The sequence below is a fragment of the Streptomyces sp. NPDC006655 genome, from assembly GCF_040703965.1.
In the GTDB taxonomy this organism is placed as follows: domain Bacteria; phylum Actinomycetota; class Actinomycetes; order Streptomycetales; family Streptomycetaceae; genus Streptomyces.
The window spans coordinates 18,307-41,599 of record NZ_JBEYJU010000007.1; the positions used below are offsets into that span (position 1 = coordinate 18,307).

A 23,293-nucleotide genomic window follows, 5' to 3' on the forward strand; every position below is an offset into this window, starting at 1 on the left:
GGGGTCAGGGGGCGGGGTGGGGGGTGAGCACCGGGCGGGCCCAGGCCGGTGGGGCCGGAGGGGCCGTGGTGGGCCGGCCGATCGTGCGGGACGGGTCGGCGGAGCGGTCCGCCGGGTTCGGCGCGACCGGTCCGGCGCCGTACGCGGCCAGCCGCAGCGCGCCGATGAACTCCAGGCAGGAGCCGTAACGGTCCTCGGGGGTCTTGGCCAGCGCCTTGGCGAACACGTCGTCGAACGCCGTCGGCAGCCCCGCCCGCACCTCGCTCAGCGCGGGCGGGAGGTCGTACTGGTGCGCCCACAGCAGCGCGATGTCCTCGTCCCGTACGAACGGCGGGCCGCCGGCCAGCATCTCGAAGACCACGCAGGCCAGGCTGTAGAGATCGCACCGCCCGTCCACGGGACGGCCCGAGATCTGTTCCGGCGCCACGTAGTCCAGCGTCCCGACGAACTCGCCGACCGTCGTGAACCCCGTCAGGGACAGCGACTTCTTGGTCAGCCCGAAGTCGGTGAGGTACACGTGCTCGGGGTGGTCGCTGTCGGTGCCCTGCGCCACCAGGACGTTGCCCGGCTTCACGTCCCGGTGCACCAGGTCGTGCTGATGGGCCGCGTCCAGCGCGGAGGCCACCTGGCCGGCGATGCGCAGGGTCGCGGCCACCGGCAGCACCCCCTCCTCGTCCAGCAGCACGCGCAGATCCGGGCCGGACACGTACCGCATGGCGATGTACAGCACCCCGTCCGTCTCACCGGCCTCGAAGATCGGCACGATGTGCGGGTGGTCCAGGGCCGCCGCCACCCGGGACTCGTGGGTGAAACGACGGCGGAAGGTGTCGTTGCGGGCCATCTCGGGGGCGAGCAGCTTCAGGGCGACGGTGCGGTCCAGACGCAGGTCCCTGGCGCGGTAGACGACGGCCATGCCGCCGCGTCCGATCTCGCCCTGGACCTCGTAGCCCGCGATGCGCGTCGCCATCACACATCACCCCGTGACGTCCCGAACCTGCCCCCATCGTATCCAGCGGTCCGCCACGGCGCCCGCGCCCGACCGGCCCCCGGTCAGGCCCCGCGCAGGGCGTCCAGCACGTCGGCGTCCGTCAGCTGCCCGAAGTCGTCGTACCACTGGCCCACCGAGCTGAACACGGCCGGCCGGAACGGGCAGACGACCAGGTCGGCCTCGGCGGCGAGCGCGTCGAGGGCGTCGGGCGCGCCGACGGGGACGGCCAGCACGGTCCGGGCGGGCCCTGCGCCCCGTACGTGGCGCAGGGCGGCGCGGGCGGTGGAACCGGTGGCCAGGCCGTCGTCCACGACGATCACGGTACGGCCGCGCAGCCGGGGCGGCGGGCGGCCCTCCCGGTACCGGCGCTCGCGTCGGCGCAGCTCCTGCCGCTCCCGCTCCACGACGGGGGCCAGCGCCCGCGCGCTCAGGCCCAGCCGGGCCAGGGTCGCCCGGTCGAGGAGCGGCGGGTCGTCCCCGGCGATCGCGCCGACGCCGAACTCCTCGTGGTGGGGCGCGCCGATCTTGCGTACGACGAGCACGTCCAGCGGCGCCGACAGCTCCCGGGCGACCTCCACGGCGACGGCGGCGCCGCCCCGGGGCAGGGCCAGCACGATCGGCTCCGGCAGGGCGCCCTCGTCCCGCACCTCCCGCAGCGCGGCGGCGAGTTCCCGTCCTGCCCGGGTGCGGTCCCGGTAGCGCATGGGATGTCCTCCGGGGGGTGAGATCGGCCCCCTCCGTCCATGGTCACACCGCGGAGCCGGGGACGAGCCCCCTGTCCGCCCGGCGGGACGATTCTGCAGCTCATGTGAACACTCGGTGCCCGGCCCCTTCACGGTCGCCGGTTCCCTACGATCGTGCCGTGGTCAATTTCCTCCTCCAGCGGACGGTTCCGCTGCCGATCGACGAGGCGTGGCGCCGGCTCACCGAGTGGCCCCGGCACGCCGGCGCGGTCCCGCTGACCCGGGTCACCGTGCGCACCGATCCCCCGACCCGCGAGGGCACCGTCTTCGTGGCCCGCTCGGGCCTCGGGCCGCTGTCGTTCGACGATCCGATGGAGGTGACCGTCTGGGAGCCGCCGCAGGACGGCGGCTCCGGCCGGTGCCGCCTGGTCAAACACGGCCGGGTCGTGCTCGGCTGGGCCGAGTTGGAGGTGCGTCCTGGCCCCGGCGGGCGTACCCGGGTGCTCTGGCAGGAGGAGTTGCGCATCCGGGGCCTGCCGTCGGCCCTCGACCCGCTGGTGCGCCGTACGTCCCGCGCGGTGTTCGGCCGGACGCTCAACACGCTGCTGCGCACTCCGTAGCCGAGGCCGATGCCACGCGGTCGGCGCCCACTTGGCAGATCCCGGCCGCACGATGGACAGTGGCTCTCCGGTGGCGGACGGTCGCCGTGGGTCGACGCGGCCGGGAGGCTCGGAGGTGGCGCTCTTCTCGCCCGAGGCGGTCAAGCTGATACGGGAGGCCGGGCACCCGCGCGGCTGGGGGCGTGGCGAGGTGCTGATGCGGGAGGGCGACCCGGCCGACTCCGTCGTCCTGCTCACCGGCGGCCTGGTGAAGGCGACGGTCGACTCGGCGAACGGCTACACCAGCCTGCTCGCCCTGCGCGGCCCCGGTGAACTCCTCGGCGAGCTGGCCTGCATCGACGGCGGGCCCCGGGGCGCCACGGTCACCGCGATGCGCCGCTCGGCGGGTGTGGTGGTCGCCGGGGACGCCTTCCTGCGGCTGCTGGAGCGGGACTCGGCGCTGTGCCTCGCGGTGCTGCGCAGTGTGGTGGGCCGGTTGCGGGACTCCGACGGGCTGCGCGCCGAGCAGGGCGCCCGTACCACCCGGGCCCGGGTCGCCGGGCTGCTGGTGAAACTCGCGGTCCAGTACGGCTCGGCCGCCTCCGAGGCACCGCCGGGTGCCGTCGCCGTCCAGGTCAACCAGCGGGAACTGGCCTCCGCCACGGGGGCGTCCCGGGAGTCCGTGGTGCGCTGTCTGCGGGCGATGCAGCAGGAGGGCCTGGTGGTGACCGGCCGGGGCCGGACGGTCGTGCTCGACCTGGCGGGGTTACGACGCTGGGCCGAGGAGTGAGCGCCCGCCCGCGCCGGGACCCTCTTGCACCGCCGGCGCACGGGAACGGAACTCCCCTTGCCGAATGCGTCATTTGACGCTGTACGACGCCCGCGAAGGCGCTTCCATCGTCCCCTGGCGCCCGGACCGGTTCGGCAGATCGGGGGAAACGGACCGGGCGCCACCGGGGGAGCCCACCCGGTGGCCCAGCAGGGGGAGAGCTAGGCCACCGAACCGATCCGCCGTGCGGGGGGCGGCGTCGTGGTCGCGTCGTGGTGGATCGGGGTGTGGGCGCCGGTCAGGGGGATGCCGGAGCCGCCCCGGCGGGCGGCGACGATCTCGGCGGCGATGGACAGGGCGGTCTCCTCGGGGGTGCGGGCGCCGAGGTCGAGGCCGATGGGGGACCTGAGGCGGGCCAGCTCCAGTTCGGTGACGCCGACCTCGCGCAGCCGGGCGGTGCGGTCCAGGTGGGTGCGTCGGGAGCCCATCGCGCCGACGTAGGCCACCGGGAGGCGGAGCGCGAGCCGGAGCAGCGGGACGTCGAACTTGGCGTCGTGGGTGAGGACGCACAGGACGGTACGGCCGTCGGTCCGGGTCCGCTCCAGGTACCTGTGGGGCCACTCGACGACGATCTCGTCGGCGTCCGGGAAGCGGGCCTTCGTGGCGAACACGGGACGCGCGTCGCACACGGTCACGTGGTGGCCGAGGAACTTGCCGACGCGGACCAGCGCCGAGGCGAAGTCGATCGCCCCGAAGACGATCATCCGGGGCGGCGGGACGGACGACTCCACCAGTACCGTGAGCGGCGCTCCGCAGCGTGAGCCCTGCTCTCCGATCTCCAGGGTGCCGGTGCGGCCCGCGTCCAGGAAGGCACCGGCCTCGGCGGCCACCGTGCGGTCCAGTTCCGGGTGGGCGCCGAAGCCGCCCTGCCAGGAGCCGTCGGGGGCCACCAGCAGGGCCCGGCCCGTCAGCTCCGGCGGCCCGGTGACGATCCGCGCGACCGCCGCCGCCTCCCCTCGGGCGGCGGCGGCCAGCGCGGCGGCCACCACCGGCCGGACGGGATCCTCCGCCCGGACCGGGGTGACCAGGATGTCGATGACTCCCCCACAGGTCAGGCCGACGGCGAAGGCGTCCGCGTCGCTGTAGCCGAAACGCTGGAGGACGGTCTCCCCGTCCTCCAGCGCCTGCCGGCACAGCTCGTACACGGCGCCCTCCACGCACCCGCCGGAGACCGAGCCGAGGGCGGTGCCGTCGGCGTCCACCGCGAGCGCGGCCCCGGGCCGGCGCGGCGCGCTGCCCCCGACCGCCACCACCGTGGCCACGGCGAAGTCACGGCCGTGCGCCACCCACCGGTGCAGCTCCTCGGCGATGTCCAGCATGTCTCGGTCTCCTTGAACGGCGGTTGCGCGGGAGGGCGGGGGCCACGGATCAGTGGACGCCCAGCCAGCTCTCGATCGGATGGAGGGCGAAGTAGACGAGGAAGACGACGGTCAGGCCCCACATGAACGCCCCGACCTCACGGGCCCTGCCCTGCGCCGCCTTGATGACGGTGTACGAGATCACGCCCGCGGCCACACCGGTGGTGATGGTGTAGGTGAAGGGCATCAGGACGACCGTCAGGAACACCGGGACGGCGGTGGCCCGGTCGGCCCAGTCCACGTGCCGGGCGTTCATCAGCATCATGGCGCCGATGACCACCAGGGCGGCGGAGGCGACCTCCTGCGGGACGATCGCGGTGAGCGGCGTGAAGAAGAGGCAGGCCGCGAAGAACAGGCCGGTGACGACGGAGGCGAGACCGGTCCTGGCGCCCTCGCCGACGCCGGTGGCCGACTCGATGAAGACGGTCTGGCCGGAGCCCCCGGCCAGCCCGCCGATCGCGCCGCCCGCGCCGTCGATGAACAGCGCCTTGGACAGACCCGGCATCCGGCCCTTGTCGTCGGCCAGCTCCGCCTCCGTGCCGACGCCGATGATGGTGGCCATCGCGTCGAAGAACCCGGCCAGCACCAGCGTGAAGACGATCAGCGCGACCGTCATCGCACCGACCTTGCCCCAGCCGCCGAACTCGACGTGCCCGAAGAGCGAGAAGTCCGGCAGGGAGACGGCCGAACCGTGCAGCGCGGGGGCGGCGCCGCCGGCCCACTGCCTGGGATCGACGACTCCGAGGCCGTTCAGCACGGCGGCCACGACGGTGCCGGTGACGATGCCGATCAGGATGGCTCCCGGCGTGTTCCGGGCCTGGAGGGCGAAGATCAGCAGCAGGGTGCCGGCGAAGAGCAGCACCGGCCAGCCGGCGAGTTCGCCCGCCGGGCCCAGGGTGACCGGGGTGGCCCTGCCCTGGTGCACGAAGCCGGACTTGTAGAAGCCGATCAGGGCGATGAACAGGCCGATGCCCATGGTGATGCCGTGCTTGAGCGCGAGCGGGATCGCGTTCATGATCATCTCACGGAGGCCGGTGACGACCAGGAGCATGATGACCACGCCGTACATCACGCACATGCCCATCGCCTGCGGCCAGGTCAGCTGCGGGGCGACCTGCGAGGACAGCACGCCGGAGACGGAGAGGCCGGCGGCCAGCGCGAGCGGCACCTTGCCGGCGAAGCCCATCAGGAGCGTGGTGAAGGCCGCGGCGAACGCGGTCGCCGTGATCAGCGCCCGCTGGCCGAGGGTGTCCCCCGCCACGTCCTTGCCGGACAGGATCAGGGGGTTGAGCAGCAGGATGTACGCCATCGCCATGAAGGTGGTGACGCCGCCGCGCACTTCACGCGCGACGGAGGAGCCTCTTGCGGATATGTGGAAGTAGCGGTCGAGCCAGGAGCGGCCGGCCGGGACGCGGGTGCCTGCTCCCGCGTCGTCGGCCGTGGTCCTGGGCTCCACTGACTGCTGGGTCATGGTGCCGTCTCCCAAGGTTCACAGGGGGTTGGGATGTGCACGACCCGGGGGACGGCCCGAGACGAACGGTGGTGAGGTGTTTGGGCGTTGCCCTTCAGGTGCCTAGGCGTTGCCCGTCAGGTGCTCCGGGCGTACCGGCGTCCGGTTGAGCTCCAGACCGGTCGCGTCGCGGATCGCCGCGAGGACCGCCGGAGTCGACGACAACGTCGGTGCCTCGCCGATGCCGCGCAGTCCGTACGGGGCGTGGTCGTCGGCGAGTTCGAGGACGTCGACCGGGATGGTCGGCGTGTCGAGGATGGTCGGGATCAGGTAGTCCGTGAAGGACGGGTTCCTGACCTTCGCGGTCTTCGGGTCGACGATGATCTCCTCCATCACCGCGATGCCCAGGCCCTGGGTCGTACCGCCCTGGATCTGGCCGACGACGGAGAGCGGGTTGAGCGCCTTGCCGACGTCCTGGGCGCAGGCCAGCTCGACCACCTTGACCAGGCCCAGCTCGGTGTCGACCTCGACCACCGCGCGGTGCGCGGCGAAGGAGTACTGGACGTGGCCGTTGCCCTGGCCGCTGCGCAGGTCGAAGGGTTCGGTCGGCCGGTGCCGCCACTCGGCCTCGACCTCCACGCTCTCCTCGCCGAGCACGTCCGCCAGGTCGGCGAGCACCTCGCCGCCGTCGGTGACCACCTTGCCGCCCTCCAGGAGCAGTTCGGCGGTGGCCCAGGCCGGGTGGTACGTGCCGAACTTGCGGCGGCCCAGCTCCAGGACCCGCTCCCGGACCAGTTCGCAGGAGTGCTTCACGGCGCCGCCGGTGACGTAGGTCTGCCGGGAGGCCGAGGTCGAACCCGCCGACCCCACCTGGGTGTCGGCCGGGTGGATGGTCACCTGTGCCACGCCCAGCTCGGTGCGCGCGATCTGCGCGTGGACGGTCACCCCGCCCTGCCCGACCTCCGCCATCGCGGTGTGCACGACGGCGACGGGCTCGCCGCCGACGACCTCCAGGCGCACCCGCGCGGTGGAGTAGTCGTCGAAGCCCTCGGAGAAGCCGACGTTCTTGATGCCGACGGCGTAGCCGACGCCGCGGACGACACCTTCGCCGTGGGTGGTGTTGGACAGCCCGCCGGGCAGCTGCCGTACGTCCGGCTCCTCGCCTGCCGAGAGCCACTGCTGCTCGGGCGGCAGCGGCATCGCGACGACCCGGCGCAGGAGTTCGGCGACGGGGGCGGGCGAGTCCACCGGCTGCCCGGTCGGCATGATCGTGCCCTGTTCCATGGCGTTCAGCTTCCTGAACTCCACCGGGTCCATACCGAGTTGCTTGGCGACCTTGTCCATCTGGGCCTCATAGGCGAAGCACGCCTGGACCGCGCCGAAGCCGCGCATCGCGCCGCACGGCGGGTTGTTGGTGTAGAGGGCGATGGCCTCGATGTCGACGTCGTCGACGACGTACGGTCCGATGCCCAGTGAGGAGGCGTTGCCGACCACGGCCGGGGAGGCGGAGGCGTAGGCGCCGCCGTCGAGCACGATCCGGCACTTGACGTGCGTCAACTTGCCCTCGCGCGTGGCTCCGTGCTCGTAGTAGAGCCGGGCCGGGTGACGGTGGACGTGGCCGAAGAAGGACTCGAAGCGGTTGTAGACGATCTTCACCGGCTTGCCGGTGCGCAGGGCCAGCAGACAGGCGTGGATCTGCATCGACAGGTCCTCGCGGCCACCGAACGCGCCGCCGACACCGGCCAGCGTCATCCGCACCTTGTCCTCGGGCAGGCCGAGCACGGGCGCGATCTGGCGCAGGTCGGAGTGGAGCCACTGGGTGGCGATGTAGAGGTGGACGCCGCCGTCCTCCTCGGGCACCGCGAGACCGGACTCGGGGCCGAGGAAGGCCTGGTCCTGCATGCCGAAGTAGTACTCGCCCTTGACGATGACATCGGCCCTCCTGGCCGCCTCGTCGGCGTCGCCGCGGACGATCGGCTGGCGGTGCACGATGTTGGGGTGCGGGACGTGGCCGATGTGGTGGTCGGCGCGGTTCTCGTGGACGAGGACCGCGCCGGGCGCGGTGGCCGAGGCCTCGTCGGTGATGACGGGCAGCTCGCGGTACTCGACCTTGATCTTGGCGGCGGCGCGGCGGGCGGTCTCCGGGTGGTCGGCGGCGACGATCGCGACCGGCTCGCCGTGGTGGCGCACCTTGCCGTGGGCGAGGACCGGGGTGTCCTGGATCTCCAGCCCGTAGTTCTTCACGTCGGTGGGCAGGTCGTCGTAGGTCATGACGGCGTACACGCCGGGCTGGGCGAGGGCCTCGGCGGTGTTGATCGACACGATCTCGGCGTGGGCGACCGGGGAGCGCAGGATCTGGCCCCAGAGCATGTCCTCGTGCCACAGGTCGGAGGAGTACGCGAACTCGCCGGTGACCTTGAGGGTGCCGTCGGGGCGGAGCGTGGACTCGCCGATGCCGCCCTTGGTGGGGGAACCCTGGGTGATCTTCGTGGGGGCGCCGTTGGTGGGCATCGGCTCAGACCGCCTCTGACTGCCGGGCGGCCGCGAGGCGGACCGCGTCCATGATCTTCTCGTAGCCGGTGCAGCGGCACAGGTTGCCCGACAGCGCCTCGCGGATGTCGGCGTCGGTCGGGTTGGGGTTGTGCTCCAGCATCTCGTCGGCGGCGACCAGCAGGCCGGGCGTGCAGAAACCGCACTGGACGGCGCCCGCGTCGATGAACGCCTGCTGCACCGGGGAGAGTTCGGCACCCTCGCCGGTCCCCGAGTCCTGCCCCTTGGCGGCCCAGCGCCGGGCCTGGTCGAGCGAGGTCCCGCACGCGGTGCCGTGGTCACGCTGCCTGGCGTGGTCCGCGAGACCCTCGACCGTGACGACGTCCCGGCCCTCGGCCTGCCCGGCCGCGACCAGGCACGAACAGACGGGCACGCCGTCCAGGCGGACCGTGCAGGAGCCGCACTCGCCCTGTTCGCAGGCGTTCTTGGAGCCGGGCAGGCCGAGCCGCTCGCGCAGCACGTAGAGCAGGCTCTCGCCCTCCCAGACGTCGTCGGCTTCCTGCGGGCGTCCGTTGACGGTGAAGTTGACGCGCATCAGGCGACACTCCCCTTCTGCTGAGTGGTGCCGCGGTACGACTCCCAGGTCCAGGTGAGGGTCCTGCGGGCCATCACGCCGACCGCGTGGCGGCGGTAGCTCGCGGTGCCCCGGACGTCGTCGATGGGGTTGCAGGAGGCGGCGCACAGGTCCGCGAACTGCTTGGCGACCGACGGGGTGATGATCTTCCCGTTGTCCCAGAAGCCGCCCTCGTCGAGCGCGGCGTTCAAGAAGTCCTCGGCGGCCTTCGCCCGTACGGGGGTCGGGGCGGCCGAGCCGATGCCGGTACGGACCGTTCGCGTCGCGGGGTGCAGGGCGAGCCCGAACGCGCACACGGCGATGACCATGGCGTTGCGGGTGCCGACCTTGGAGTACTGCTGAGGTCCTCCGGCCTTGCGCACGTGCACCGCGCGGATCAGTTCGTCGGGGGCGAGCGCGTTGCGCTTCACGCCGGTGTAGAAGTCGTCGATCGGGATGAGCCGGGTGCCCCGCACCGACTCCGCCTCCACCTCGGCGCCCGCCGCGAGCAGCGCGGGGTGGGCGTCGCCGGCCGGGGAGGCGGTGCCGAGGTTGCCGCCGACGCCGCCGCGGTTGCGGATCTGCGGGGAGGCCACGGTGTGCGAGGCGAGGGCGAGGCCCGGCAGCTCGGCGCGCAGGCGCTCCATGATCCGGGTGTACGGCACGGAGGCGCCGAGCCGGACGCTCTCCTCGCCGACCTCCCATTCGTAGAGATCACCGATGCGGGTGAGGTCGAGGAGGTACTCGGGCCGACGGTGGTCGAAGTTGATCTCGACCATCACATCGGTGCCACCCGCGATCGGCACTGCGGTGGGGTGCTCGGCCTTCGCGGCGAGCGCCTCCTCCCAGCTGGCGGGGCGAAGGAAGTCCATGACCGGCTCTTTTCTCCGTCTCGTTGAGTCTCGTGAGTCGTGCGGATTGAGCCAATCCGTGTGCGGCGGGCCCGGCTCGTTCATGTCCTGTTCACGCGGGACGAGGTCAGTACACCGCCCCGTACTCCAGCGGGGTCAGTCACCGAAACCATGAAGGAGTTGGCTGGCCAGCACGGGCATCTTGTAGATTCGTATGAACAGAGGTCCTCGGTAACCTCTTGGTTTTCCTGCGGAAACACAGGAAACGCTCAGGTGCCACGCGGTAACGGCCCGTCACCGCGTGCGCCCGGCACCCCGGCCCGGACCCCCCGAGATTCATCATAGATTTCGAGACACAGAACGGCGGCGACGAGATGCGGCTGCGCGCACTGCTGGACACCGATGCGCTGGGCCTGCGGCTGCTCGGCGGCGAGGACGAGCTGGACCGCACCGTGCGCGGGGTCATGACCACGGACCTGCGCGACCCCAGCCGCTACCTCTCGGGCGGTGAGCTGGTGCTGACGGGCCTGGCCTGGCGCCGGGACGCGGCGGACTCCGAGGCGTTCGTACGACTGCTCGTGCAGGCCGGGGTGGTGGCGCTGGCGGCCGGGGAGGCGGAACTCGGCGACGTCCCCGACGATCTGGTGGTGGCCTGCGCCCGGCACCGGCTGCCGCTCTTCGCGGTCCACGAGTCGGTGGCCTTCGCGACGATCACCGAGCATGTGGTGCGGCAGGTCAGCGGCGAGCGGGCCGGGGACCTCGCGGCCGTCGTCGACCGGCACCGCAGGATGATGACCTCGGGCCCGGCGGGCGGCGGCCCGGACGTGGTCCTGGACCTGCTCGGCTCCGACCTCGACCTGCGCGCCTGGGTGCTCTCCCCGACCGGCCGGCTGATCGCGGGCTCCAAGGTGTCGGGGCCCGCGCTGCCCGCCGAGGCCTGCGCCGAGCTGGCCGCCGAGCACCTGGCGGCCACCCGCACCGGCCGCCGCGGCCCCCATCGCGTGCTGCTGGGCGCCACCACGTACTCGCTCTTCCCGATCGGCTGGGGGCACCTCCCGGCGGCGACCGCGGGGGGCGGCTCCCCACGGGGCGGCCGGGACGTGCGCGAGTCGGTGCTGTCGGACTGGCTGCTCGCGGTCGAGGCGGACGCGGGCGACTGGCCCGCGGAGCGGCTCGACCTGCTCCAGGGCGTCACCCAGCTGATCTCCGTCGAGCGCGACCGCCGGGACGCGGCACGCACGGTACGGCGCCGGCTCGCCCAGGAGGTCCTCGAACTGGTGCAGACGGGCGCGGCGCCCGCGGAGATCGCCGCGCGGCTGCGGGTGGCGGCCCCGGTCCTGGTGCCCGGCCTCGGCGCGGCCCCGCACTGGCAGGTGGTGGTCGCCCGCGTCGAATGGGACGGCGCGGAGGTCGAGGGCGGTCCGGTCGCGCAGTCCCTGCTGGAGGAGATCCTGGTCGACCCGCTGGCGACCGGGCCCGAGCCGTCCGACCGCATAGCGGTGGCCCACACCGGCGACGAGGCGATCGCCCTGGTCCCGCTGCCCGCCGTCACCACCGAGCACGACGGCGCCGGGTCCGGTGTCCACGCCGACGCCCTGCTGGCGGCCGTACGGGGGCCGCTGACGGCGGGCCTCGACGGCGACGGCCGGGTCACCCTCGGCGTCAGCGCGGCCGTGCACTCGGCCGAGGGGCTGCGCGGCGCCCTGGAGGAGGCCCGGCACGCCCGCCGGGTGGCCGCGGCCCGTCCGGGCCGGGTCTGCGCGGCCGGCCACCAGGAACTGGCCTCGCACGTCCTGCTGCTGCCCTTCGTCCCCGACGACGTCCGACGGGCCTTCACCGCCCGCCTGCTGGACCCCCTGCGGGACTACGACCGCAGGCACCGCGCCGAACTGATTCCGACCCTGGAGGCGTTCCTCGACTGCGACGGTTCCTGGACCCGTTGCGCCGCCCGTCTCCACCTGCACGTCAACACGTTGCGCTATCGCGTGGGGAGGATCGAGCAGTTGACGGGCCGGGACCTCGCGCGGCTGGAGGACAAGCTCGACTTCTTCCTGGCGTTGCGGATGAGCTGAGGTCACGCGGGCGTGCGACGGGCTCCTGCCAAGTGCCGTCGCCGTCCCACGACTTTGTGAAATTATTCACCCACCCTCTTGGCCCCGCGCGGCGATCGGTGCTGGAATGCGGCCACCACTTCACTGCTCGACGGCGCGCTAGGGGAGGGCAACGTGGCGTACTCCGCCATGTCTGGCAACGGGACGACCGCCGGTGACGATCCGCTCCAGACCGCGGTGTGGCGGCTGCGCTCGCGGGCCTGCTGGGCCGACGCGGCGGCCCTGCTGCCGTCGGACACCCCGGCGTACTCCCTGCAACGGGCCGGGCTGATGGTCGAGCGGTGCCTGTACACCGAGCGGGGCTGGGAAGCGGCGGAGGACGCGCTGCGCACGGCGGAGGCACAGGCCCGTACCGACGAGGAGCGGGGCGCCGCCGCCTGTGAACGCGGCCACCTCGCCTACGCGGCCACCCTGCACGGGGTCCGCGACCGGGCCGACGAGGCGCGGGCCGCGCTCGGCAGGGCGGCGGCGCTGATCCCGCCGGGGGCGCCGGGACGCGCCCTGCTGGACTTCCGCCGGGGGCTGCTGGCGGAGAACCTGACCCTGTCCCCGCAGGCGGCCCGTGCCGCCTACCGCAGGGCGCACGCGGCCGCCACCGCGCACGCAGACCCGCTGCTGCTCTCCTTCACCTGGCGGCACCTCGCCGGCCTCGCCCTGCGCGACGGCGAGTTGACCGAGGCCCGGCACGGCTTCGCCGAGTCCCTGCGCATCAGGGAGGAGTTGGGCTACCTGGTCGGCACGGCCCCCGCGCTGGCGTCCCTGGCCGAAACGGAGTCCGAGCCGGAGGCGTCACGGCTGCGCGAGGAGGCGGGCCGACTCTTCCGCCTGCTGGGCGGCGTCCCGACCTGGCTGGCACAACAGTTGACCCCACCGGCCCCCGGCGCGGCAACGGCGTGACAGCTGAGGCAAGGACCGCTCACCGGCGCCGACAGGGTGCCGCTGCGCCCACCCGTGCCGCCCCAGGCGGCACGCATGCCCACAGCCGAGACGAGCCCCTCAGGGGCGCGGGAAACCGCGCAACCAGCCACCCCCCACCCCCACCCGACACACCAGCCGAGCAACCCCCTCAGGGGCGCGGGAAACCGCGCAACCAGCCACCGCCCACCCCCACCCGACACACCAGCCGAGCAACCCCCTCAGGGGCGCGGGGAACTGCGCGACGAGCCACGACGCACCCGCACCCGGACGTCACCCGCACCCCCACGGCGAGACTCCGCAACCGCCCCCGCCAACTCACCACGCGTCGGCGAAATGCCCCGCCACCAGCGCCCGCACCGCTTCCAGATCCCTCGCGACCAGCGCCTCCAGCAACGCCGAGTGCTCCGCCGCGTCCGACATCATCTCGGCCCGCGCCCCGCGCAGCGGCACCGCCCGCCGCCGCAGGTCCTCCGCGATCTGCACGAGCTGCTCGTTGCCCGCGAGCCCCAGCACCGCCCGGTGGAACGCCCGGTCGGCCTCCGCGTACGTCGCCCTGCACCCCGTCGCCGCCGCCCGCACCGACTCCTCGGCCAACGGCCGCAACGCGGCCCACCGTTCGGCCGGCACACTGCGCGCCAGCCGCATCATCACCGGCACCTCGATCAGCGCCCGCACCTCGGCCAGTTCGGCCAGTTCCCGCGCGCCCCGCTCCACGACCCGGAAGCCCCGGTTGGGCACGACCTCGACCGCGCCCTCCAGGGCCAGTTGCTGCATCGCCTCGCGCACGGGCGTCGCGGACACCCCGAACCGCTCCCCCAGCACCGGCGCCGAGTACACCTCGCCGGGCAGCAGCTCCCCGCCCATCAGCGCGGTGCGCAGCGCGTCGAGGATCTGCCCGCGCACGGACGCCCGCTGCACGGCGGGCCGGGGCTGCGGGACGGGCCGTTCGCCGTGCGTGTGCTCACCGCGCACGGCCGACGTACCGGCGGGGTGTCCACCCGCCTCCCGCACCACCGCCTCCAGCCGCGTCTCCCCGGACCGCGACTGCGCGGGCACCCGGGCCGTCTCGGCGGGAGCCGCGTGCGCGCGCTGGTCCACGGGCCCTCCTCGGGTCGTCGGCACTCGGGTCATTAACGGCGGGTTGTTACTTGTCCGTCAAGCACCTTAGGCGCACAAGGCGCTGGTTCAAACTCACGAACGAACGAGTAAGGTAAGCCTTACTTATCCGGCAGTCGGCCTGCGGCCGCATCCGATCGGTGGTCACCCATGCCCTCCCCCGTCTCCGCCGCCTACGCCCGCCTCGCCGAGGTCTGCCCCGGCCTGGCGGTCACGGAGCTGGCACCCGGGGACGCGGCACCCAGGGGCGGCGGCTGGGTCGGCGCGGCCGAGCTCGCGGCGGGCGGCCCCGCCCTGGACACCTTCCTCGCCTGGGACGCGGACCAGATCCTGCGGGATCACGGACGGCCCGGCCGCCCCGACGTGGTCGCGGGTTTCGGCCTGCACCGCTACGGCTGGGCCGCCTGCCTGCTGATCACCCTCCCCTGGTTCCTGGACCGCCGGGTCCCCCGCCTCCCCGTCACCGAGGTGTCGTACGACCGCACGGCGGGCCGGATGGCCGTGCAGGTCGCCTCCTTCGCCTGCCTCCCGCAGGACCCGGCCGCGGCGCTGCCCGGCGCGGTCGTCGTCGGCGGCGAGGAGGCGCTGCGGGCCGAGGTCAGGGCGGCGCTGGCCGAGCACCTGGAACCGGTGCTCGGCGGCTTCGGCCCCCGGATGCGGCGGCGCGGTCGCGCCCTGTGGGGCATGGCGACCGACGAGATCGTGGAGGGGCTCTGGTACGTCGCCGGCCTGCTCGGCGAGGAGGAGCGGGCCGTCCGGGAGCTGGCGGCGCTGCTCCCCGGGACCACCGGGCCGTACGCCGGCTCCGCGGCCTTCCGGGTGCTGACCGGGCCGGCCGGCGAGCCACTGCCGACCCGGGACCGGGTGAGCTGCTGCATGTACTACACCCTGCGCCCCGAGGACACCTGCGTCACCTGCCCGCGGACCCGCGACGACGAACGGATCGCCAAACTCACGTCGGCCGCGGCGGCCTGATGCGCCCTCAGGGGCGCCCAGGGTGCGAAGCACCGCCCCGCATCCACTAAGATCGCGGGGAACGGGAGCACCGCTGCGTCGACAGGGAATTCACAACTTCCCCACTTGCCGCAGGAACTTTCCGAGGAACCACCCGTATGGGTAGTCTTACTCGAACTCAACTCCCGCCCCTCACGCGGCAGTTCGAGCAGAATGCTGCCCTGGAGCATCCCCTTGCACTTCCTTGGCGGCCTCTTGCCCCGAAACCCCTTGAGGGCCGCTGGGATTGGGCCACTATGGCGGGCGTTACGCCCTATCCCAATGCAAGGGACCCCTAGATGAGACTGACCGACATATCGCTGAACTGGCTGCTTCCCGGCGCCGTACTGCTCCTGGGCATGCTGGTCGCGGTGGCGGTGCTGACGCGCTCCAAGCGGTCCGGCGGGGAGCACGCGAAGGACGACTCGTGGGAGCGCAGCGAGGAGCGGCGCCGGCGCAAGGAGGCCATCTACGCCACCGCCGCCTACGTCCTCCTGTTCTGCTGCGCGGCGGTGTCCGCCGCCCTCTCCTTCCACGGGCTGGTCGGCTTCGGCCAGCAGAACCTCAACCTCTCCGGCGGCTGGGAGTACCTGGTGCCGTTCGGTCTGGACGGCGCCGCGATGTTCTGCTCCGTCCTCGCGGTGCGCGAGGCGAGCCACGGTGACGCCGCGCTCGGCTCCCGGATCCTCGTGTGGACGTTCGCGGGCGCATCCGCCTGGTTCAACTGGGTGCACGCGCCTAGGGGCGGGGGCCACGACGGCGCTCCGCAGTTCTTCGCCGGCATGTCGCTGTCCGCGGCCGTCCTCTTCGACCGCGCCCTGAAGCAGACCCGCAAGGCCGCCCTGCGCGAGCAGGGCCTGGTGCCGCGTCCGCTGCCGCAGATCCGCATCGTGCGCTGGCTGCGTGCCCCCCGTGAGACCTACAAGGCGTGGTCGCTGATGCTCCTGGAGGGCGTGCGCAGCCTGGACGAGGCGGTCGAGGAGGTGCGCGACGACAAGCGGCAGAAGGAGGAGAACCGCATGCGCCGCCGCGAGCAGGACCGTCTGGAGCGGGCCCAGCTCAAGGCCATAAGCCGCGGCCACCGGGGCTTCGTCGGACGGGCCGGCCGGCAGGACGAGGTGCACCAGGTCGAGCGGGCGCCCGCCCAGGCCTCCGCGGAGCCTGCCATAGCGGCGCCGGAACAGCTGCCCGTGCGCTCTCGGCCGTCCCTTCAGCCCGCCCGCAAAGGGTCTGAGATCACCGTCGACCTGACCGCGGAGGACGACACAATGGCCCTGCCGCGCCTTGACTCCCTGGAGCGCAAGCTCAAGGACCTGGAGCAGCAGTTCGGCTGATCGCCCGCTGCCGCGAAGACACCTCGGGACGGGGGCGTGACCTCGAAGGTCACGCCCCCGTCCCGTCTGTCGTGGGGCTGCTAGGCGGCCTCGGCGTCCAGTTCGAACCACACCGACTTGCCGACCTCGTGCGCCTGCACTCCCCACGCGTCCGCGAGGGAGTCCACCAGCACCATGCCCCGGCCGTGGGTGCCGTCCCCGGTCTCCGGGGCGCACACCCGGGGCCTGCGGGCCACGAAGTCGCGGACCTCCACCCGCAGCTGGCCCGGCTCCACGACGGCCGTCAGGACCGCCTCGCGGTCGGTGTGGACGAGCGCGTTGGTGACCAGTTCGCTGGTGAGCAGTTCCGCGATCTCGGAGCGGCCGGGCCGCCCCCAGTGCCGCAGCAGTTCCCGCAGTTCCCTGCGCGCCTCGGGCACCGCCCGCAGGTCCGACCGTCCCAGCCGCCGTCTGAGCTGCGGCGGGTGTCCCCGTTCCGTCGTGTCGGTCTCTTCCCCCGCCGTCTGCGCCGAGGAGGCCCCGATGGCCACGGGACCGCCCCCTCGTGCCTGACTGTTCATGACCCCCGCCCGCACGCTGTATCCGGTTCCCCTCCTGATCGAACAGGTTCACGGGGATCCATGCCCGCTCGGGCACGCGCCAGTCATGTCACGTCGATGACGACCGGGTGTTCGGCCATGTCCCGGATCGGCCCCGGCACGTACGCCGCCGCCAGGACCGTCCCGTACGCGCCACCGGTGCCGTGGACCCGGCGTGAATCAGCCCCTCGCACAACCCCCCGAGCTGATTCACGCGGTCCGCGGCACCGGCGAACCTGGCCGAAACCTGACCTTCCGCCTACTTGTTCCCGAGGCCCTTGGTGCCGATGTTGACGATCTTGTGGGTGTCACGGGTCATGTCGACGACCAGCTTCGTGGTGGTGTTGCGGCTCCAGGTGAGCGTGATGACGGCCTCCGTGTACTTCCTGGTGCCGTTGTCCGTGACCTTCCACTTGAGCGGGGTGTTCTGGGCGCGCAGCACCCCGTCCGCGTGCTCGCGCTCCTCCCAGGCCCGCAGCTTCTTCAGGTAGGCCGGGGCGATGTAGTAGGCGCGCAGCGCGGTGGGGAGCTTGCCGCTGCCGTCCAGGTCGCTCTCGGCGTCGATGTAGGCGCCGTAGAAGTCGGAGATGCGGGTGATGTTGTCGGACGGGTTGCCGCTCACGCTGCGCGGAGCGCCGGCCGAGGCCTGCGCGGTCGCGCCGAGGCCGAGGGCCACGGCGAGGACGCCGGCGGTGAGGACGGCGCGGGTCTTGCTGCTCATGTCTGTTCCCCGTTTCCTTGGTCTGGGGCCGTCCTCTCCTCCCCCGAGCGAGAGGACGGCCCCGGTTGGTGTGGTGGTCGTGCCGGGTGGTCGTACGTGGTGGCCGTGGGTCAGTGGAGCTTGTTCACGGCCGTGGCGGTGGTCTTCTTGAACGCCTTCACCGGCGCGTCCACGAAGCCGCCGAGCTGTCCCCAGTCCACGACGGTGACGGTGCGCCCCTCCCGGCCGAGGGAGATCAGCCGGATGTCGCTGGTGCCCCAGGCGGTGATGGTGCGCAGGGCGTAGACATGGGCGCCGTCCCCGACCGGCAGGGTGCCGTGGTCCTGGAACGTGGCCCGCATCTGCGGGTCCGCCATCTCGATCCGGTCCGCGCAGGACACGATGTCCTCGTCGAGCTTCGCGAACCGGCCCTTCGCGAGGCGGACGCTGGGCAGGACCGCGGTGACCTGACGGGCACTCGTGTCGAGGTCGGTCCGGAACTTCCGGTACCAGGAGTCCTGGCCGCCGCCGAGCCCGACACCGATGCAGATGTCCTCCTTGACCTCCTCCGGAATGCCGGCGGTGACCTTGCCGGCCGTCCAGGACGTGCCGGCCCGCGGCGGCAGGTCGGCCGCCTTGAGGAAGCCGGGCGCCTTGGGTGCGGCCGCCGCGGGAGCGGCGAGCGCGGTGCCGGCGACGAGTGCGGCGCCGGCGAGTGCGGTGAGCGCGCCTGCTCGGGTGCGCTTGGGCATGGGTGATCCCCCGTGGGTCGGTGCATGGGTGTGGGCTGTCGCCGACGCGGCCGACTGGTCGGTCCGGCCCCGCTCGGTGCGACACCAAGAGCATCGGGCGTCACCGGCGGCGACCGCAACGGCGGGCGCCCGTTTCCCCGCCCTGGAACCATCCCAGCCCTGTTGACGTGCAGGTATATGAGTGCCTGGGACGGCGACGAGCGGGGGACGGTGCGCGTGGGCGACGATGTGGACGACGTCGAGGAGTTCGCGGCGCTGCTGCGGCAGTTGAAGGACCGTACGGACCGGAGCTACGGCTCGCTGGCCCGTCGGCTGAACATGAACACCTCCACCCTGCACCGCTACTGCGCGGGCGAGGCGGTGCCGCTGGACTTCGCCCCGGTCGAGCGGTTGGCGGCATTCTGCGGAGCGACCCCCCGGGAACGCCTCGACCTCCACGAACGCTGGCTGCGAGCGGTGGCGGCCCGCCGACGCCCGCGCGGCACGGACGACGAACAGCCACCCCCGGCACCCACGCGGGAAGCACACCCGGAGACCGACCTCGCGGCGGAGGCCGCAGCGGCGCTCTCGGCGGAGGCCGCAGCGGCGCGCTCGGCGGAGGGCGCAGCGGCGCGCTCGGCGGGAGGCGGGCCGGGGCCCTCGGGCACGGCCACCGACGCCGCCCCGAACTCCGACTCGAACGCCGGAGTGGTGGCTCCGGTGGTGGCCGGCGGCTCGCGGCGCTGGTACCGGCGGCGGCGCACCGTGGTCGCCGCCGCCGTGGCCACCGTCCTGTTGTCGACGTGGGGCACCCTGGCCGCGCTCCCGGAGGACCGGCCGCCCGCCGACGCCGGCGCCGGACACCCCGGCTCCGCCACGCCCACGCCCCCTGCCGGACACACCGGGCGCCCCACGACCACCGCGTCCACCGGTCCGTCCCCCGACCGCACCACCTCCGCCGCCCCTTCGCCGTCCCGCACAGCGGGCGGCGCGCGGCCCTCCGCGTCCCCCTCGGGCGGGACCACCCCCTCCGCGCCGAGCGGCGCGACCGGCGTCCCGCTCACCTGGACCGCGAACTCCCAGCTGTGGGAGCTGGGCTGCCTCCACCACTACGTCATCGACAAACAGCCTGCGCAGGTCCCGCCGCCGCCCGCCCCGCAGGACGCGGGCACCTGGGCGGCCACCCAGAACGCGGTGCACGGCGGCGACACCATCGTGGAGGTCTCGGTGCAGGGCCGCTCGTCGACCGCCGTGGTCCTGGAGGACCTGCGGGTACGGGTCGTCGGCCGGACGACGCCCGCCCCGGGCATCGCCTACTCCATGGCCGACGGCTGCGGCGGCGGACTCACCCCGCGCTACTTCGACGTGGACCTGGACAAGGACCGGCCGATCGCCCGCCCCGTGGCCGGGGAGGGCCCGGACGGGAAGACCGTCTCCACCATGCACCTGCCCTACCGGGTCTCCGCCACCGACCCGGAGGTGCTGCGGGTGCAGGCGAGCACCGTCGGCTGCGACTGCCGCTGGTATCTCGAACTCGACTGGTCCTCACAGGGCCGCTCCGGCACGGTGCGGATCGACGACCACGGGCAGCCGTTCCGCACCAGCTCCATCAAGGGCCTGCCGCACTACTGGTACGGGTTCGTGGACGGGGTCCGCCAGTGGGTGCCGACCGACGACTGAGTCACGGGATCACGGCCGCGGCACGTTGCGGAGGTTGGAGCGGGCCATCTGGACCATCCGGCCCACGCCCCCGTCCAGGACCATCTTGGACGCGGAGAGCGCGAAGCCGGTGACCATGTCGGCCTTGATCTTCGGCGGGATGGAGAGCGCGTTGGGGTCGGTGACGACGTCGACCAGGGCCGGGCCCTTGTGCCGGAAGGCGTCCTTGAGCGCACCCGCCAGCTGCTTGGGCTTCTCCACCCGCACCCCGTAGGCGCCGCAGGCCTGGGCGACGGCGGCGAAGTCGGGGTTGATGTTGTGGGTGCCGTGCGCGGGCAGGCCCGCGACCAGCATCTCCAACTCGACCATGCCCAAGGAGGAGTTGTTGAAAAGGACGACCTTGACCGGCAGGTCGTACTGGACCAGGGTCAGGAAGTCGCCCATCAGCATGCTGAACCCGCCGTCCCCGGACATCGACACCACCTGCCGTCGCCGGTCGGTGAACTGGGCGCCGATCGCCATCGGCAGCGCGTTGGCCATCGAGCCGTGCGAGAAGGAACCGATCACGCGGCGGCGGCCGTTGGGCGAGATGTAGCGGGCGGCCCAGACGTTGCACATCCCGGTGTCCACGGTGAACACCGCGTCGTCGTCGGCGAGTTCGTCGAGGACCGAGGCCACGTACTCCGGGTGGATCGGGACGTGCTTCTCGACCTTCCTTGTGTACGCCTTCACCACGCCCTCCAGCGCGTCGGCGTGCTTCTTCAGCATCCGGTCGAGGAACCGCCGGTTCTCCTTGGCCCGTACCCGCGGCACGAGACACCGCAGGGTCTCCCGTACGTCGCCCCACACCGCCAGGTCGAGGCGGGAGCGCCGGCCCAGCACCTCGGGGCGCACGTCGACCTGGACGATGCGCACGTCGTCGGGGAGGAAGGCGTTGTAGGGGAAGTCGGTGCCGAGCAGGATCAGCAGGTCGCACTCGTGGGTGGCCTCGTAGGCGGCGCCGTAGCCGAGCAGCCCGCTCATGCCGACGTCGTACGGGTTGTCGTACTGGATGTGCTCCTTGCCGCGCAGGGCGTGGCCCACCGGGGACTTGAGCTTCTCCGCGAGTTCCATGACCTCCGCGTGCGCGCCCGCCGTGCCGCTGCCGCAGAACACGGTGACCTTGTCCGCCGCGTCGATCATCCGGACCAGCTCGTCCAGTTCGTCGTCACCTGGGCGGACGGTCGGACGGGAGGTGACGAGGGCGGCGGAGGCGGACCGCTCCGGGGCGGGCTCGTCGGCGATGTCCCCGGGCAGGCTCACCACGCTCACCCCGCTGCGGCCGACCGCGTGCTGGATGGCGGTCTGGAGCAGCCGGGGCATCTGCTTCGGGCTGGAGATGAGCTCGCTGTAGTGGCTGCACTCCTGGAAGAGCCGGTCGGGGTGGGTCTCCTGGAAGTAGCCGAGGCCGATCTCGCTGGACGGGATGTGGGAGGCGAGGGCGAGCACCGGGGCCATCGAGCGGTGCGCGTCGTACAGGCCGTTGATGAGGTGCAGGTTGCCGGGGCCGCAGGAGCCGGCGCAGGCCGCGAGGGTGCCGGTGATCTGGGCCTCGGCGCCGGCCGCGAAGGCGGCGGTCTCCTCGTGGCGGACGTGGATCCAGTCGATGGCGGAGTTGCGCCGCACGGCGTCGACGACCGGGTTGAGGCTGTCGCCGACGACGCCGTAGAGGCGGCGCACCCCGGCGCGGACGAGGATGTCGACGAACTGTTCGGCGACGTTCTGCTTGGCCATGGCGGTCGGGCACCCTTCGGCTCCGCGGATCTCCGGTACTCCCCGGCGATTGCCCTTCCATGTATCCACAGCGGCCGCGGTCACGCCTCCCAGACGGCCGCCGCCGTACGGTCGTCGGCATAGCCCTTGACCCGCACCTGGGCGTCCGCGAGGAACGCGGCGAGACCCGGCGGGGTGCGGCCGGACCAGCGTCGGGCCAGGTAGGCGCAGAAGGCCGGCTCCCCGCGCAACGGCTCCGCGAGGCCGCCGGTGCACATCACGAGGGCGTCACCCGGGCGGGCTACCGAGGCCCGGAAGAGAAACGGGTCACGGGGCGGCTCGGGGGCCGGTTCGTAGGGGCTCGGCGGGGTGGGGATGCCGAGGTCCATGGTGAGCCGGTCGCCCGAGGGGGTCTCGGAGGGCGGCGAGCCGAAGCCGAGCACGGGTTCGCCGGAGGCGTCGGTGTCGGTCCGCGGTTCGATGTCCTGCCACTCGCCGTCCCGGAGCCGGAACAGCCCGCCCTCGCCTACGCCGAAGAAGACGCGGGTACGGCACTGGGGGTGGCCGGGGAGGAGCAGGCACCGCAGGCTGGCCGTGTACTCCTCGGGGGCGACGCCCTGTTCGGCCGCGCTGGCGCGGAGTTTGCCGAGGCTGCGGTCGGTGAGCCGGTGCAGCCCGGACTTGAGGTCGCCGCGGCGGGCGGCCTGGATGTCCTCGGTGAGCCGCTGGTGGCTGCGGCCCACCGCTCGGGCGATCAGCTCGCACACCTCGGCGGCGGCCCGGTGCGCGCCGGGGGTGGCCCGGGCGCCGGTGGCCATCGCGACGAGGATCAGGGCCTGGTCGCCGGACCCGAACCGGGCGGTGAGCAGCGCGTCGCGGCGCGGCTCGCCCCGGTACCGGGCGGAGTCGCCGCGCTGGGAGACGGCCCGCAGGGTGCAGGCGCCGTACCGGGCACCGTCCAGCACGGTGTCGGCCACCAGATCGCCGAGCCCGTCCGGATCGGCGACGGGCATCGCGGTGGGCTCCGCGTCATAGGTGGGCGGCCCGGAACCGACGTACTCGACGGAGGAGGCAGGGGCGGAGGCGGCGAGGGGTGACGACGGAGCCGAGCCCGGAGCCGAGGAGGGCGGCTCTGCCGGAACTGCGGGCGGCGAAGCCGGTGTCGCGGGCCACGAATCGTCCGGGGTGACCGGTGACGGCACCGGGGCAGCCTCGGCGTAAGGCGCCGAGTAGGGCGGCTCCGGGGGGCGGACGGGCGGCTGAGCGCGGGTCGGGGGCGGTGGGTCGGCCGGGACGGTTCCTGGTGGGACCGGGGTGGAGGGCGGGGTGTCGTCGTCCGCGTCCAGCGGATCCTGGTCCTCCTCGTCCCACGGCCAGGGTGCCGGAGCGGCCGGCAGGCCCCCGTCGGCGCCGCGCCCGTCAGGGGCGGCCGCAGGCCGGTCGGGCGCAGGCCGGTCGGGCGCAGGCCGGTCGGGCGCAGGCCGGTCGGGCGCAGGCCGGTCGGGCGCAGGCCGGTCGGGCGCAGGCCGGTCGGGCGCAG

20 protein-coding genes are annotated in these 23,293 nt (G+C 73.3%); 7 read left to right on the forward strand and 13 right to left on the reverse strand.

Features of this window, described 5'->3' with window-relative positions:
- Window positions 1-4 precede the first annotated feature (4 nt).
- Both AB0958_RS05805 and AB0958_RS05810 read right to left on the reverse strand, forming a co-directional pair.
- Window positions 5-967 carry a serine/threonine-protein kinase gene (locus tag AB0958_RS05805; protein WP_366889042.1) on the reverse strand — a complete coding sequence of 321 codons (963 nt, stop codon included), beginning with the start codon at window positions 965-967 and terminating at the stop codon, window positions 5-7.
- A gap of 83 nt (window positions 968-1,050) precedes the next feature.
- Complete coding sequence (locus AB0958_RS05810) at window positions 1,051-1,692, reverse strand: phosphoribosyltransferase family protein (protein WP_366889043.1); 642 nt, start codon at window positions 1,690-1,692, stop codon at window positions 1,051-1,053.
- A 158-nt stretch (window positions 1,693-1,850) separates the two neighbouring features.
- Here AB0958_RS05810 and AB0958_RS05815 point away from each other — a divergent pair, with 158 nt between their 5' ends.
- Both AB0958_RS05815 and AB0958_RS05820 read left to right on the forward strand, forming a co-directional pair.
- Complete coding sequence (locus AB0958_RS05815) at window positions 1,851-2,291, forward strand: SRPBCC family protein (protein ID WP_366889044.1); 441 nt, start codon at window positions 1,851-1,853, stop codon at window positions 2,289-2,291.
- Window positions 2,292-2,406: 115 nt separating this feature from the next.
- Window positions 2,407-3,060 (forward strand): Crp/Fnr family transcriptional regulator, encoded by a 654-nt coding sequence (locus tag AB0958_RS05820; protein ID WP_366889045.1) that lies wholly within the window; start codon window positions 2,407-2,409, stop codon window positions 3,058-3,060.
- Window positions 3,061-3,260: 200 nt separating this feature from the next.
- Here AB0958_RS05820 and AB0958_RS05825 read toward each other — a convergent pair whose 3' ends face one another.
- The 5 genes from AB0958_RS05825 to AB0958_RS05845 all read right to left on the reverse strand — a co-directional run bounded on the left by AB0958_RS05825 (window position 3,261) and on the right by AB0958_RS05845 (window position 9,882).
- Window positions 3,261-4,418 (reverse strand): XdhC/CoxI family protein, encoded by a 1,158-nt coding sequence (locus tag AB0958_RS05825; RefSeq protein WP_366889046.1) that lies wholly within the window; start codon window positions 4,416-4,418, stop codon window positions 3,261-3,263.
- A 49-nt stretch (window positions 4,419-4,467) separates the two neighbouring features.
- Window positions 4,468-5,928, reverse strand: a complete 1,461-nt coding sequence (locus AB0958_RS05830; RefSeq protein ID WP_366889047.1) for an NCS2 family permease — start codon at window positions 5,926-5,928, stop codon at window positions 4,468-4,470.
- 102 nt (window positions 5,929-6,030) lie between these two features.
- The gene (locus tag AB0958_RS05835; RefSeq protein WP_366889048.1) at window positions 6,031-8,418 is read right to left on the reverse strand and encodes a molybdopterin cofactor-binding domain-containing protein; all 2,388 of its coding nucleotides are present in this window, start codon (window positions 8,416-8,418) and stop codon (window positions 6,031-6,033) included.
- A 4-nt stretch (window positions 8,419-8,422) separates the two neighbouring features.
- Window positions 8,423-8,992, reverse strand: coding sequence for a (2Fe-2S)-binding protein (locus AB0958_RS05840; protein WP_366889049.1), 570 nt, complete (start codon window positions 8,990-8,992; stop codon window positions 8,423-8,425).
- On the reverse strand, window positions 8,992-9,882 hold the full coding sequence (locus tag AB0958_RS05845; protein WP_366889050.1) for a xanthine dehydrogenase family protein subunit M: 891 nt from the start codon (window positions 9,880-9,882) through the stop codon (window positions 8,992-8,994). Before AB0958_RS05845 ends, AB0958_RS05840 begins: the two co-directional genes overlap by 1 nt.
- Before the next feature lie 353 nt (window positions 9,883-10,235).
- On the opposite strand from AB0958_RS05845, the gene AB0958_RS05850 reads away from it, so the two are divergent.
- Both AB0958_RS05850 and AB0958_RS05855 read left to right on the forward strand, forming a co-directional pair.
- Complete coding sequence (locus AB0958_RS05850; protein ID WP_366889051.1) at window positions 10,236-11,933, forward strand: PucR family transcriptional regulator ligand-binding domain-containing protein; 1,698 nt, start codon at window positions 10,236-10,238, stop codon at window positions 11,931-11,933.
- A gap of 168 nt (window positions 11,934-12,101) precedes the next feature.
- On the forward strand, window positions 12,102-12,869 hold the full coding sequence (locus AB0958_RS05855) for a hypothetical protein (RefSeq protein WP_366889185.1): 768 nt from the start codon (window positions 12,102-12,104) through the stop codon (window positions 12,867-12,869).
- Window positions 12,870-13,205: 336 nt separating this feature from the next.
- Here AB0958_RS05855 and AB0958_RS05860 read toward each other — a convergent pair whose 3' ends face one another.
- Window positions 13,206-13,988, reverse strand: coding sequence for a GntR family transcriptional regulator (locus tag AB0958_RS05860; protein WP_366889052.1), 783 nt, complete (start codon window positions 13,986-13,988; stop codon window positions 13,206-13,208).
- Between the two features lie 168 nt (window positions 13,989-14,156).
- On the opposite strand from AB0958_RS05860, the gene AB0958_RS05865 reads away from it, so the two are divergent.
- Together AB0958_RS05865 and AB0958_RS05870 are read left to right on the forward strand one after the other, a co-directional pair.
- The gene (locus AB0958_RS05865; RefSeq protein WP_366889053.1) at window positions 14,157-14,981 is read left to right on the forward strand and encodes a (2Fe-2S)-binding protein; all 825 of its coding nucleotides are present in this window, start codon (window positions 14,157-14,159) and stop codon (window positions 14,979-14,981) included.
- A 317-nt stretch (window positions 14,982-15,298) separates the two neighbouring features.
- On the forward strand, window positions 15,299-16,333 hold the full coding sequence (locus AB0958_RS05870; protein WP_366889054.1) for a DUF2637 domain-containing protein: 1,035 nt from the start codon (window positions 15,299-15,301) through the stop codon (window positions 16,331-16,333).
- Window positions 16,334-16,413: 80 nt separating this feature from the next.
- Here AB0958_RS05870 and AB0958_RS05875 read toward each other — a convergent pair whose 3' ends face one another.
- From AB0958_RS05875 to AB0958_RS05885, 3 genes are all read right to left on the reverse strand, one after another.
- Window positions 16,414-16,863 (reverse strand): ATP-binding protein, encoded by a 450-nt coding sequence (locus tag AB0958_RS05875; protein WP_366889055.1) that lies wholly within the window; start codon window positions 16,861-16,863, stop codon window positions 16,414-16,416.
- Window positions 16,864-17,170: 307 nt separating this feature from the next.
- On the reverse strand, window positions 17,171-17,632 hold the full coding sequence (locus AB0958_RS05880) for a hypothetical protein (RefSeq protein ID WP_366889056.1): 462 nt from the start codon (window positions 17,630-17,632) through the stop codon (window positions 17,171-17,173).
- A 110-nt stretch (window positions 17,633-17,742) separates the two neighbouring features.
- Window positions 17,743-18,363, reverse strand: coding sequence for a hypothetical protein (locus AB0958_RS05885; protein ID WP_366889057.1), 621 nt, complete (start codon window positions 18,361-18,363; stop codon window positions 17,743-17,745).
- 177 nt (window positions 18,364-18,540) lie between these two features.
- On the opposite strand from AB0958_RS05885, the gene AB0958_RS05890 reads away from it, so the two are divergent.
- Complete coding sequence (locus AB0958_RS05890; protein ID WP_366889058.1) at window positions 18,541-20,022, forward strand: helix-turn-helix domain-containing protein; 1,482 nt, start codon at window positions 18,541-18,543, stop codon at window positions 20,020-20,022.
- A 9-nt stretch (window positions 20,023-20,031) separates the two neighbouring features.
- On the opposite strand, the gene AB0958_RS05895 is transcribed toward AB0958_RS05890, so the two are convergent.
- Both AB0958_RS05895 and AB0958_RS05900 read right to left on the reverse strand, forming a co-directional pair.
- The gene (locus AB0958_RS05895) at window positions 20,032-21,774 is read right to left on the reverse strand and encodes a pyruvate dehydrogenase (protein WP_366889059.1); all 1,743 of its coding nucleotides are present in this window, start codon (window positions 21,772-21,774) and stop codon (window positions 20,032-20,034) included.
- Window positions 21,775-21,854: 80 nt separating this feature from the next.
- The gene (locus tag AB0958_RS05900; protein WP_366889186.1) at window positions 21,855-23,099 is read right to left on the reverse strand and encodes a protein phosphatase 2C domain-containing protein; all 1,245 of its coding nucleotides are present in this window, start codon (window positions 23,097-23,099) and stop codon (window positions 21,855-21,857) included.
- Window positions 23,100-23,293 lie beyond the last annotated feature (194 nt).

Excerpts from the sequence above, each read along its gene's own strand:
- AB0958_RS05805 (WP_366889042.1), bottom strand. The coding sequence starts at position 967 with ATGGCGACGCGCATCGCGGGCTACGAGGTCCAGGGCGAGATCGGACGC.
- AB0958_RS05810 (WP_366889043.1), bottom strand. The coding sequence starts at position 1,692 with ATGCGCTACCGGGACCGCACCCGGGCAGGACGGGAACTCGCCGCCGCG.
- AB0958_RS05825 (WP_366889046.1), bottom strand. The coding sequence starts at position 4,418 with ATGCTGGACATCGCCGAGGAGCTGCACCGGTGGGTGGCGCACGGCCGT.
- AB0958_RS05830 (WP_366889047.1), bottom strand. The coding sequence starts at position 5,928 with ATGACCCAGCAGTCAGTGGAGCCCAGGACCACGGCCGACGACGCGGGA.
- AB0958_RS05835 (WP_366889048.1), bottom strand. The coding sequence starts at position 8,418 with ATGCCCACCAACGGCGCCCCCACGAAGATCACCCAGGGTTCCCCCACC.
- AB0958_RS05840 (WP_366889049.1), bottom strand. The coding sequence starts at position 8,992 with ATGCGCGTCAACTTCACCGTCAACGGACGCCCGCAGGAAGCCGACGAC.
- AB0958_RS05845 (WP_366889050.1), bottom strand. The coding sequence starts at position 9,882 with ATGGACTTCCTTCGCCCCGCCAGCTGGGAGGAGGCGCTCGCCGCGAAG.
- AB0958_RS05850 (WP_366889051.1), top strand. The coding sequence starts at position 10,236 with ATGCGGCTGCGCGCACTGCTGGACACCGATGCGCTGGGCCTGCGGCTG.
- AB0958_RS05855 (WP_366889185.1), top strand. The coding sequence starts at position 12,102 with ATGTCTGGCAACGGGACGACCGCCGGTGACGATCCGCTCCAGACCGCG.
- AB0958_RS05865 (WP_366889053.1), top strand. The coding sequence starts at position 14,157 with ATGCCCTCCCCCGTCTCCGCCGCCTACGCCCGCCTCGCCGAGGTCTGC.
- AB0958_RS05870 (WP_366889054.1), top strand. The coding sequence starts at position 15,299 with ATGAGACTGACCGACATATCGCTGAACTGGCTGCTTCCCGGCGCCGTA.
- AB0958_RS05880 (WP_366889056.1), bottom strand. The coding sequence starts at position 17,632 with ATGAGCAGCAAGACCCGCGCCGTCCTCACCGCCGGCGTCCTCGCCGTG.
- AB0958_RS05885 (WP_366889057.1), bottom strand. The coding sequence starts at position 18,363 with ATGCCCAAGCGCACCCGAGCAGGCGCGCTCACCGCACTCGCCGGCGCC.
- AB0958_RS05890 (WP_366889058.1), top strand. The coding sequence starts at position 18,541 with ATGAGTGCCTGGGACGGCGACGAGCGGGGGACGGTGCGCGTGGGCGAC.
- AB0958_RS05895 (WP_366889059.1), bottom strand. The coding sequence starts at position 21,774 with ATGGCCAAGCAGAACGTCGCCGAACAGTTCGTCGACATCCTCGTCCGC.